Source organism: Streptomyces sp. NRRL F-4489, assembly GCF_001509485.1.
Classification (GTDB): domain Bacteria; phylum Actinomycetota; class Actinomycetes; order Streptomycetales; family Streptomycetaceae; genus Streptomyces.
The window spans coordinates 1-7,617 of record NZ_LLZI01000078.1 but is presented as its reverse complement, the minus strand read 5'-3'; the positions used below and the strand labels follow the sequence as shown (position 1 = coordinate 7,617).

The 7,617-nt window shown below is 71.1% G+C and carries 8 protein-coding genes; 4 read left to right on the top strand and 4 right to left on the bottom strand.

The genetic code is table 11. From position 1 onward, the window contains the following. Positions 1-96 precede the first annotated feature (96 nt). Complete coding sequence (locus ADL22_RS08645) at positions 97-660, top strand: GNAT family N-acetyltransferase (protein WP_066975421.1); 564 nt, start codon at positions 97-99, stop codon at positions 658-660. Positions 661-843: 183 nt separating this feature from the next. Here the strand turns inward: ADL22_RS08645 and mshD are convergent, their stop codons facing one another. Beyond that, entirely contained in the window at positions 844-1,761 is a 918-nt protein-coding gene (gene mshD / locus ADL22_RS08640; protein ID WP_107116254.1) for a mycothiol synthase, read from the bottom strand. Positions 1,762-2,003: 242 nt separating this feature from the next. On the opposite strand from mshD, the gene ADL22_RS08635 reads away from it, so the two are divergent. Then, positions 2,004-3,827 carry a bifunctional metallophosphatase/5'-nucleotidase gene (locus ADL22_RS08635; protein ID WP_066975416.1) on the top strand — a complete coding sequence of 608 codons (1,824 nt, stop codon included), beginning with the start codon at positions 2,004-2,006 and terminating at the stop codon, positions 3,825-3,827. Between the two features lie 102 nt (positions 3,828-3,929). On the opposite strand, the gene ADL22_RS08630 is transcribed toward ADL22_RS08635, so the two are convergent. The 3 genes from ADL22_RS08630 to ADL22_RS08620 are packed head-to-tail and all read right to left on the bottom strand — an operon-like array spanning position 3,930 to position 5,259. Then, positions 3,930-4,136, bottom strand: coding sequence for a DUF397 domain-containing protein (locus tag ADL22_RS08630; protein ID WP_066975414.1), 207 nt, complete (start codon positions 4,134-4,136; stop codon positions 3,930-3,932). Positions 4,137-4,178: 42 nt separating this feature from the next. Further along, entirely contained in the window at positions 4,179-4,385 is a 207-nt protein-coding gene (locus ADL22_RS08625) for a DUF397 domain-containing protein (RefSeq protein ID WP_066975412.1), read from the bottom strand. After that, the gene (locus tag ADL22_RS08620) at positions 4,372-5,259 is read right to left on the bottom strand and encodes a helix-turn-helix domain-containing protein (RefSeq protein ID WP_066975411.1); all 888 of its coding nucleotides are present in this window, start codon (positions 5,257-5,259) and stop codon (positions 4,372-4,374) included. Before ADL22_RS08620 ends, ADL22_RS08625 begins: the two co-directional genes overlap by 14 nt. 249 nt (positions 5,260-5,508) lie before the next feature. Between ADL22_RS08620 and ADL22_RS08615 the strand changes: the two genes are divergently transcribed. Further along, on the top strand, positions 5,509-5,691 hold the full coding sequence (locus ADL22_RS08615) for a hypothetical protein (protein WP_066975409.1): 183 nt from the start codon (positions 5,509-5,511) through the stop codon (positions 5,689-5,691). Positions 5,692-6,107: 416 nt separating this feature from the next. Then, positions 6,108-7,580, top strand: a complete 1,473-nt coding sequence (locus ADL22_RS08610; protein ID WP_079063954.1) for a DUF2993 domain-containing protein — start codon at positions 6,108-6,110, stop codon at positions 7,578-7,580. The last annotated feature ends 37 nt before the right edge of the window (positions 7,581-7,617 follow it).

Here is a 7,617-nt window from a genome sequence, read left to right as displayed (position 1 = left end):
CCCAGACCTCCCAAAACCCCCCCCCCGGGTCCGGGGCCGCCCCCCCCCGGGCCCCTCCCCCCGCCGCCCCCGCTCCCGTACGCCCCCGCCTACCCCCTGCGCACCCCCCGGCTGGACCTCCGCCCCGTCCGCCACGACGACTTCGACGCGATCTACGCCTACCAGCGCCGCCCCGAGGTCTGCCGCTACCTCTACTGGGGCCCGTACGACGAGGCCGGCTCCCGCGCCTCGGTCGCCGACAAGGCGTCCCGTACGACGCTGCGCGCGTCCGGCGACCGCCTCCAGCTCGCCGTCGTCGTCCACGAGACCGGCACCCTGGTCGGCGACGTCACCTTCGTCTACACCAGCCGCGAGCACCGCCAGGGCACCATCGGCTACGTCTTCAACCCCGACCACGCCGGCCACGGCTACGCCACCGAAGCCGCCGGCGCGCTGCTGAGGATGGGCTTCGAGGAGCTCGGACTGCACCGCGTCCAGGCCGAGTTGGACGGCCGGAACACCGCGTCGGCCCGGCTGCTGGAGCGCCTGGGCATGCGCCGCGAGGCCCATCTGCGGGAGAACGAGTTCCTGGACGGGGAGTGGGCGGACGAGGTGGTGTACGCGATCCTGGCCCGGGAGTGGCGCGAGCAGCGCGAACGGCAGGCGGGTCCGGGGGCGTAAAACGTCCGCCCGACGACGTTTCACGTGAAACACCCATCCGGCGGCGGGGTTTCACGTGAAACATCGGCCGGTCGGGTTGCGTTTCACGTGAAACATCCGGTGAGTTCACAGCCGCGAGCCCGCGCCCGGCGCTGCCGAGCGCTCATACCTCCCCCGGCCACCTCCCCCAGCCCGCTCCCCCGCTCACGTCTCCGACCGGTACATCAGGTCCGTCTCGTGCGTGGTGAACCCCAGCCGCTCGTACACCGTCACCGCCGGGACGTTGTCGGCGTCCACGTAGAGCATCGCGGTCGCCAGCCCCTGTCCAGCGAGGTGCCGCAGGCCGACGGCGGTGAGCGCCTTGCCCAGCCCGCCGCCCTGCTCGCCGGGCCGCACCCCGAGGACGTAGACCTCGCCGAGACCCTCCTCGGCGTGCACCTTCGTCCAGTGGAAGCCGACCAGCCGGCCGTCCTTCTCGGCGAGGAAGAAGCCCTTGGGGTCGAACCACGGCTGGGCCTTGCGGTCGTCCAGATCCCGCTGAGTGAGCGCGCCCTGCTCGGGGTGGTGCGCGAAGGCCGCCGCGTTGATCTCCAGCCAGGCCGCGTCATCGGTGTCCGGCTGGAACGTCCGCACCGTGACCCCCGGCGGGAACACCGGCTCGGCCAGGTCCAGATCGGCCAGCGACCGCCGCATCTGGCGCAGCTCCCGGAACATCGTCAGCCCCAGCGTCTGCGCCAGGTGCCGGGCCGCCGGGTGCCCGCCGTGCGCCCATACCCGCAGCCGCCGCCCGGACTGGACGAGGAGTTCGCCGCCCAGCGCGCGACCGTGGCCGCGGCCGCGGTGGCCCGGGTGGACGACCAGCTCGGCGGCCGGCGCCTCCACCGGGTCGGTGTCCTCCAACTGACCGTACGCGACCAGCTCCTCACCGCTCTCCCCCGGCACGTACACCAGCAGATGCCGTACGCCCTCCCGGCGCCCGCCCCGCAGCTGGAGCCGGCCCTGCTCGGACACGGCCGGCTGGCCGTCCGTCCGCGTGGCCCGTTCGATCAGCTCTAGGACGGCCGCGGCCCCTTCCGGCGCGAGCTCGTCGACCACCTGGATCCTGCGGCCGGTCCGGCCCATCTCCTGTGCAGCGTCAGTCATGCCTGAAGCGTACGACGCGGCCCGCGCGCCGGGCGGGTGCCGCGGGGCCCGGCCGGGGCGCCGCCGGGCCGGGCACCGCGGCCGCGCCGCGATCGCCCGCGCCACCGGTCGGCCACCACCCCGCACCCACCCGCCACCGACCCGTAACCTCCACCCCCTACCCCTCTACGCGCGTCGACAATATGCTGCCGTCCGCTGTGCACCATCCACGGAGGGGAACCATGCCACCGACCGCCCAACGGAGCCGTCTCGCCCGCAGATTGGCGGCCGGCGCCGCCGTGCTCGCCACCACCGCGGGCCTCGCCCTGACCGCCACCGCCGCGGCCGCGCCCGCCGGGGCCGACAGCGCCCGGGCGCACCGCCCCGCCGGCACCGTCGACGTCCAGCTGCTCTCCTTCAACGACTTCCACGGCAACCTCGAACCGCCGCAGGGCTCCTCCGGCACCGTCGAGCAGGCCCAGCCTGACGGTACGAAGAAGACCGTCCCGGCCGGCGGCGTGGAGTATCTGGCGCAGGCCCTGCGCACCGCCCGCAAGGGCCACCCGTACTCCGTCACCGCCGCGGCCGGCGACCTCATCGGCGCCAGCCCGCTGCTCTCCGGCCTCTTCCACGACGAACCGACGATCGAGGCGATGAACAAGCTCGGCCTCGACGTCACGTCGGTCGGCAACCACGAATTCGACGAGGGCCGCACCGAGTTGGCCCGGATGCAGAACGGCGGCTGCCACCCCAAGGACGGCTGCTACGAGAAGGGCAAGACCTTCCAGGGCGCGGACTTCCCGTACCTCGCCGCCAACGTCACCGACGACAAGACCGGCAAGCCGATCCTCAAGCCGTACACGGTCTGGCGCCACAACGGCGTCAAGATCGGCTTCATCGGCGTGACGCTCAAGGGCACCCCGGACATCGTCAACGCGGACGGCGTCAAGGGCCTCACCTTCCACGGCGAGGTCGAGACCATCAACAAGTACGCCAAGATCCTGGACCGCCAGGGCGTCAAGGCGATCGTCGCGCTCATCCACGAGGGCGGCATGCCCGCCTCCACCTCGTACAACTACAACTGCGACAGCCCGGGCCCCGGCGACGGCATCTCCGGCCCCATCGTGGACATCGCCAAGCAGGTCAGCCCCAAGGTGGACGCCCTGGTCACCGGCCACACCCACCAGTCCTACACCTGCACCATCCCGGACCCGGCCGGCCACCCGCGCACCGTCACCTCGGCCGCCTCCTACGGCCGGCTCTACACCGACACCACGCTCACCTACGACCGCCGCACCCGCGACATCGTCCGCACCGCCGTCCACGGCCCGCACGCGGTCAACCACGTCGTGGACCGGACGGGCCCCAAGGCGCCGGACATGACGTCCCTGATCACGCGCTGGAACAAGCTCGCCGCCCCGGTGGCCAACAAGCCGGTCGGCTACATCTCCGCCGACATCAACGGCCGCGGCGCCGGCACCCCTGAGCAGCCGCTCGGCGACCTCATCGCCGACGCGCAGCTCGCGGCCACCCGCGACCCGGCCAAGGGCGGCGCCCAGCTCGCCCTGATGAACCCCGGCGGCATCCGCTCAGACCTCGCCTACAAGGCGTCCGGCAGCGAGGGCGACGGTGTCGTCACCTACGCCGAAGCGTTCACCGTCCAGCCGTTCACCAACATGACGAACGTCGTGAGCCTGACCGGCGCCCAGCTCCTCACGGCACTCCAGCAGCAGGTCAGCGGCCCGAACGCGGCCTCCCCCAAGATCCTCCAGGTCTCGGACGGCCTCACCTACACCCTCGACCTGACCAAGCAGGGCGCCGACCGCGTCCGCACCGACACGGTCCGCCTCAACGGCGCCCCGCTGGACCCGGCGAAGACCTACCGCGTCGCCATGAACGAATTCCTGGCCGGCGGCGGCGACAACTTCCCCGCCCTCAAGCAGGGCACCGACAAGTACGTCGGCCCCTCCGACCTGGACGCCTTCACCGCCTACCTGACATCCCACTCAACCCCGACCACCCCCCTCTCCCCGCCAAAGGCCAACCGCATCACGGTACTTAAGTAACGCCCGAGCCCCGGCTCCCGTTCCCGCCCGTCAGCGGCCCGATCCGGGGACCTCACACACGATGCCCCCGCACACTCACTCCGTGCGGGGGCATCGCCACTCCTACGACGCGCGGAGAACGCCGCCCACCACCCCGGCGACGAACGCCTGCCACCCCTCGGCGGAACTGGTCACCACGGGCCCGGCGACCTGCTTACTGTCGCGGGCGGCAACGGTGTCGCCGAGAAGCGCCACCTCCACGCACTCAGCGTCTCCGTTGCTGTAACTGGACTTGAACCACGCCGCATTGCCGTGCTCGAGATCGCTCATGCTCTCCCGCTCCTCAGGGGGCTTCGTTGCCGGCAGCTTCCCCTAGGGCGCGCCGAACGAACCGTCGACCACCCCGGCGACAAACGCCCGCCACCCCTCGGCGGAACTCGTCACCACGGGCCCGGCCGCCTGCTTGCTGTCCCGGGCGCCTACGGTGTCGCCGAGAAGCGCCACCTCCACGCACTCGCCGTTGCCCGCGCTGTAGCTCGACTTGAACCACACTGCGTCGGCTTCCTCAACCTTGCTCATACTCTCCCGCCACCTCTGCGATCAGGCGCCGCGACGCCGAATCATCGAGCGCCTTCTCCCAGATGTCTCGGAACGCCGCGTCGTACTCTTCTACTTCCTGCGGCTTGTCCAGGTACAAACTCCCTGTAAAGCCTTCCACATAGACGGTCGCGGGTTCCGTTTCGCTCCCGTCCGCGTTGAGGGGGAAGCGCAGGAGGTTGAATCCGCCCGACGCAACACCGAGATGCATTCCACTGGTGAACGGCACTACGCGAATCGCGACGTTCGGACGTTCTGCCATGTAGACCAGGTGGGCGAGTTGCCGCCCCATCACGTCTGCCCCGCCGATGGGACGTCGCAGCACCGTCTCGTTCAATGCGACGCGCAGTTGCAGCGGATCAACCGGCCGCGTGAGACTCGCCTGGCGCTCCATCCGCAGGCGCACTCGCCCTGCCAGATTCTCCTGGCTGATCCCGCGTAGGTGGCCACTGATGACCGCCTCCGCATAGCCCTCGGTTTGCAGGTGCCCCGGAATCAGCTCGCTCTGGTACAGGGACGTGCTGGCCGCAGCGTCCTCCAGACCGACGTAGAGGTGAAATCCCTCCGGGATCACGTCGCCGTACGCGTGCCACCACCCCCGCGCCTTGGTTTCCTTGGCCAGGCCCATCAGGGCCTCGGTCAGGTCCGGAGGCGCGCCGTAGACCGCGCACATCGTCTGGACGTCGTGGCTGCGTAACGACACCTGGCCGGTCTCGATGCGCCACATCTTCGCTTCCGACCATTCCAGGGCGCGGGCCGCGGCGCGCACCGTGAGGCGGGACTTGCCGCGCAAATCTCTCAGGTGGCGCCCCAGTTGGCGCCTCGGCACCGTCGATCCCGTAGGCCCGTCAGCCATGGGCCCACCTCCTGCACTCAGCTCGAAGGACTCCCGACACCCGAGATGCAAGCAGCCAAATACCCCGTCCGCAATGACGGTCTTCAGTTCGAACGATCAGTCTCGAATCTCCGAAGAGAAGTCTTGCTGATCCCTTCGGGCACTCGGCAGGCTGAACCCATCGTCGCTCTCCGCGTTCGCGCGACTGCGTAATGCGGCCATTTTTTGAGCGTCCATCCACCCTGTCGAGACCGACTGAAGGGCACCGCCATGCCGAATCACGGAACGCCCGTTCCGGCGCCCTGGCCCGCTCCGCCGCAGCCGTGGCCCGGGTGCGCGCACTGCGCCGAGCTGGACGCGCGGCGGGCCGTCGCGCGGGACGAGTACGACCGCAGCGGCGAGACCGACTGCAATATCCTGCTGCGCCGGCACGTCCGGGAGGTGCACTCGTGATCGCCTCGCTGACCGTGCGCGGCGCCGAAGTCCGCGTCGGGGACGTCGTTTCCGTCGGCGGAAATCCGCACACCGTTGTCGACACCCGGGAGCTCGCCGGTTTCCGCGAGCGGCTCCAGTTCGCCGACGGCAACGCGTATGTGCTGGCCCGGTCGGCGTTCGTCACGGTGGCGCGGTGTCAGGCGGTCGGGCGGCGCGGGCCCGCGCAGGGGGATGGGCGGTACGCCGGTGTGTGGGGAAGTGCGGGGCGTGGGTGGCGAGTTGAGGGCAGGGCGCCGCCCGGCCCGGTCGGGCGGGGCCGGACGCCCGGGTTCCGGTGCGCCGGGTGTCCTCGGCGGGGCGGACATCTTTCGGCTATCTCACATTCCGTTGGCGAGACTTGCGCTGCCGGGACCCACTCGTGGTGGGATGTGCGGATGCGAACCCCCACACGCATATCGTCACACCCGTCCCCGTCCCCGTCCCCATACTCGTCGCCGTCCCCCCACTCGGGCCCCTATGCGCCTCCGCATCAGGCCGCCACCGCTCAGGCGACCGAGGGGCGGACCCCCGCGGCCGGTCGTCCGCAAGCGACGGACGATCCGGACGGCCCGCAGGGGGACACCCGGGAGCTCACGCCGGTCAATCCGTACGCGGATCTGGCCGCGCTCGCCGATCCGGAGCAGGAGCCGGGCGCTCCGGAAAGCGGTGCCGGGACGGTCCCCGGTACGTCGGCGCGACGGCGGCGCAGCTACCTCAACGAGCGGTACGGCAGCGACGATCCGCTGGGGCTGGGGCTGCGTTCGGACGACGAGGACGACGAGGACGACGCCTGGTCTCCGCCGGACCACCGGAAGCGGAAGCGGGGCATCAGCCGGTTCGCGGCCGTGCCCCGCACACTGAAACTGCTGGTCGCGGTGGCGGCCTGCACCGGCGTGCTGGCCCTCGGCGACCGCTTCGCCGTGCTCTACGCGCAGAACAAGGCCGAGGAGCAGGTGCAGACCGCCCTCCACCTGCACGCCCGGCCCGAGGTCGACATCCACGGATTCCCGTTCCTGACCCAGGTCCTCGACAAGCGGCTCGACCGGGTGGACGTGGTGATCCCGGACGTGGCCGCCGACCGCGTATCGCTGGCGAAGGTGGCGGCGACCGCCCGCGACATCCGGCTCGACGGCGACCTGCCGACCGCCATCAAGGGCGCGACCGTGGGCCAGATGCACGGCACGGTGCTGCTCGCCTTCGACGACATGAACCGCGAACTGGGCGCCTCGCAGGTCAAATTCAGCGAGATGGGGCGCGACGGGGTGCGGGCGGTCGGTGAGCTGCCCATCGCGGGGCAGACGCTGCGGGTACGGGCCGAGGCGCGTATCCAGCGCAACGGCGACCGGGGCATCTCCACCGAGATCGGGCAGATGCGGCTGGACATCGGCGACGTGGCGGTCTACCGGCCGGGCACCGGCAAGGACGAGGGCCTGCGGCTGACCCGGAAGGGCGCCGCGGAACTGAGCCGGCAGGCCGCCCGGATCAAGGCGATGCTCAGCATTCCGGCCATCGCCGAACGGATCGGGCTCCCGAAGGAGTACCTCGACGCGGCGCTGCGCAGCGACGACAAGCTGCACGAGCTGACCGGCTCGCCGCGCTTCGTCCACCAGCTGATGCAGCTGAACCTCGTCGATGTGGTGCTGGACCATCCGTGGCTGCTCCAGAAGGTCGGCATCGACCCGAAGGTGCTCGGCGCCCTCACTGACCTGACGAAGCCTCAGCTCGCGGACCGGCTGTCGCTCTCCTTCCAGCTCCCGAAGACCCCGGGCGACGTACGCCTGCGCAACATCTCCGTCGTACCCGACGGCATCCAGGCCGACCTGGCCGGCTCGAACCTTCCGTTCGGAGACGCGGCGAAGGGCAAGTGAGCGGGTGGCGCCCCGGCGGGGGTGGGGTGCAGTGGGG